At 70.6% G+C, this 2873-nt stretch carries 4 protein-coding genes; all 4 read left to right on the top strand.

The features are described 5' to 3' along the window. A partial coding sequence (locus G6018_RS16440; RefSeq protein WP_182640206.1) for an acyltransferase occupies positions 1–930 on the top strand: 930 nt, incomplete at its 5' end. A gap of 75 nt (positions 931–1005) precedes the next feature. Continuing rightward, positions 1006–1203 (top strand): hypothetical protein, encoded by a 198-nt coding sequence (locus G6018_RS16445; protein WP_182640207.1) that lies wholly within the window; start codon positions 1006–1008, stop codon positions 1201–1203. Positions 1204–1493: 290 nt separating this feature from the next. Continuing rightward, a complete protein-coding gene (locus G6018_RS16450) occupies positions 1494–1841 on the top strand; it encodes a YciI family protein (RefSeq protein ID WP_182640208.1) in 348 nt (115 codons plus the stop codon). A 40-nt stretch (positions 1842–1881) separates the two neighbouring features. Then, positions 1882–2873, top strand: a 992-nt coding sequence (locus tag G6018_RS16455; protein ID WP_182640209.1) for a sigma-70 family RNA polymerase sigma factor, incomplete at its 3' end; no start/stop codon positions are given.

A 2873-nucleotide genomic window follows, 5' to 3' on the forward strand; every position in this document is an offset into this window, starting at 1 on the left:
TCCGACCACGCCCGCCGCGACCGGCCGGGAACGGCCCGCGCGGTGATCCCCTACCTGCGGGCCCGGCTCGTGCGAATCATGCCCGCGTACTCAGTGCTCGTCGCCGTCGCCATGGTGCTCCTCCCCCAGAACCGGATCAACGGCCCCGTGGTCTGGCTGCGCAACCTCACCCTGACGCAGATCTACCAGCGGAGGTTTCTCGTCTCCGGGCTCACGCACGCCTGGTCACTCGCGGTCGAGATGGCCTACTACCTGGCGCTCCCGGCGCTGTGGACCGGGATGAGGAACCTGCGGGGCGACAGGGCCCGATGGCGGCTGCCCGCCGTCGGCGCCTTCGGGCTCTCCGGCCTGCTGTTCCCGCTGATCCCCTGGCAGCGCCTGCGGCTCCTGCCCAGGGGCATCAACGTCCAGATCCTGCCGCCGGCGTTCTCCGCCTGGTTCGCCTCCGGGATGCTGCTGGCCGAGCTGGCCACCGCCCGCCCGGGACTGCTCGCCCGACTGAGCCGGGCATCCTATGCCAGGTGGGGTTGGTGGACGGCAGGCGCCGGGGCGCTGCTCGCCACCACGTCGACCCGCTGGTTCTCCGAGGGCTTCCACCACCCGAGCGGCCGCGAGTACGCCGCGCGCAACGGGCTCACCGCGGCGATGGCGTTCTTCTTCCTCGGGCCGGTCGTCCTGGCCCCGGCGGGCACGCGCTTCCGCATCCTGGAGTCGGCACCCCTTCAGGCGATCGGCCGCTGGTCGTACGGGATCTTCCTCTGGCACCTGATCGTGCTGCACTACGCGTTCCCGCTCACCCGCACCTCGCTGTGGACCCGGCGGATGGGCGTGATCTGGCCCGTGACCGTGGTCGGGTCGATCGCCGTCGGCGCGGCCAGTTACCGGTTCATCGAGGAACCGGCGCGAAAGCTCCTCTCTCCGCACGCCTGAATTCGGCGCCGAGTTCTCGTAGGGTGAGCCGCACGACCGCGGACAGGCGCGCGGTCACGACGAAGGAGAACAGACATGGGTTACATCGGCGGCGGAGTGGTTCTTGTGGTGATCGGCGCGATACTCATGTACGCGGTCGAGGTCAACATTCCGGGTATCGACTCGAACACCCTCGCGGTGATCCTCATGGTGGCCGGTGTGGTGCTCTTCGTGATCGGTCTCCTGTTCGCGATGCGCTCCCGAAGCCGCCGGGTGCCGGACGATCGGTACTGACCCCGGGCGTCGGCGGGCCGGGCGTCGACCGCTACCGCCTCCTCGGTCGTCTCACGTCTGAATCCACACGCCTGATCGTCATTCCCGGACGTGATGTCGCGTGTGGGTGAGCCTGCAGCGTGTGGATCCGACGGCTGAGGACTCCTGTCCTGGTGCGCCCGGGAGCGGAATCCGGAAGAGCGCGGAGAATTATTGTGCGAACCTGTCGATCTTGCGGCGGCTGTTCGTCATGGAGGTGTCGGCGCACAACACCGCGGCCGGCATCCACCACTCCCAGTCAGGAGATCGACATGAAGTACGTACTGCTGCTTATGGCCAACCTCGAGGACGTGCGCTGCGGCGAGGAGGAAGGGCCCGGCGTCGAGGAGTTCATGGCCTTCGACGCCGAGCTGGAGAAGGCCGGCGTCCTCGCCGGTGGTTTCGGTCTGGAGGACCCCGAGACCGGCGTCACGGTCAGGATCCCCGCGGGCGGGACGGACGCCGTCGTGACGTCCGGTCCGTACGCCGAGAGCAGGGAGTTCGTGGGCGGCACGATCGTCATCGACGTGGCGGACATCGACGAGGCGCTGGCCTGGGCCGCCAAGTGCCCCGGTGCCAGGGGCGGACGGGTCGAGGTCCGCGCGATGCTGGAGTTCTGATGCCGGACCGACGGGTCCGGGGCGACGCGGGGGTGACCCCGTGACCGCCCCGGGCCCGGCGGCGTCGGACGTGCTGGTCGCACTGCGTCGCGAGGAGCACTCGCGCCTCCTCGCCACGCTGGCGTCACGCTTCGGGGATCTGGATCTCGCGGAGGACGCGGCCCAGGACGCGCTCGAAGCGGCGATCGAGGCCTGGCCCCGTACCGGGGTGCCGGACTCCCCGCTCGCGTGGCTCACGACCACCGCCACCCGCAAGGCGATCGACCGGCTCCGGCGGGAGAAGGCGCTCACCGAGCGTCTCGCGCGTCTGCGGGTCGAGGAGGACCGACGAACCTCCGCGCCGCCGGTCCGTGCGGTCGTGGAACCGGACGAGATCCCCGACGACAGGCTCGAGCTGTTCTTCGCGTGTTGCCACCCCACGCTCAGGACCGACGAGCAGGTGGCGCTGATCCTGCGATACCTCGGCGGTCTGACGACGACGGAGATCGCCCACGCCTTCCTCCTCCCGGTGACGACGGTGCAGCAACGCCTGGTCCGGGCGAAGAAGCGCCTCCGGGTCACGCGGATCCCGATCCGCACCCCCGGCCCGGATGATCTGCCGGCGCGACTGCCCGCGGTGCTCGCGGTGATCTACCTGATCTTCACCGAGGGATACGCCGCGTCCACCGGTGACGGCCACCTGCGCGGGGACCTCACGACGGAGGCCATCCGCCTCGCCCGGATCGTGCACAGGCTCGTACCGGGGCAGCCGGAGGCGACGGGCCTGCTCGCTCTCCTGCTGCTCACCGAGGCACGCGCGCCGGCCAGGGTCGACGACGAGGGCCTCCCCGTCCCGCTGCGCGAGCAGGACAGGGACCGGTGGGACCGTCTGGCGTCGGATGAGGGGCTGGCCCTGGCGATGGAGGCCGCGGCCGGCGGGCCGGGGCCCTACTCGGTGCAGGCGTCGATCGCCGCGGTCCACGCGGAGTCGCGAGACGTCGAGTCGACCGATTGGGCACAGATCGTGGTGCTGTACGACCTCCTCCTCGCTCA

It is taken from the genome of Dietzia sp. DQ11-44, assembly GCF_014145205.1.
GTDB classification, from domain to species: Bacteria; Actinomycetota; Actinomycetes; order Mycobacteriales; family Mycobacteriaceae; genus Dietzia; species Dietzia natronolimnaea.

Coding starts and splice junctions, on each gene's coding strand:
- G6018_RS16450 (WP_182640208.1), top strand. CDS start 1,494: ATGAAGTACGTACTGCTGCTTATGGCCAACCTCGAGGACGTGCGCTGC.
- G6018_RS16445 (WP_182640207.1), top strand. CDS start 1,006: ATGGGTTACATCGGCGGCGGAGTGGTTCTTGTGGTGATCGGCGCGATA.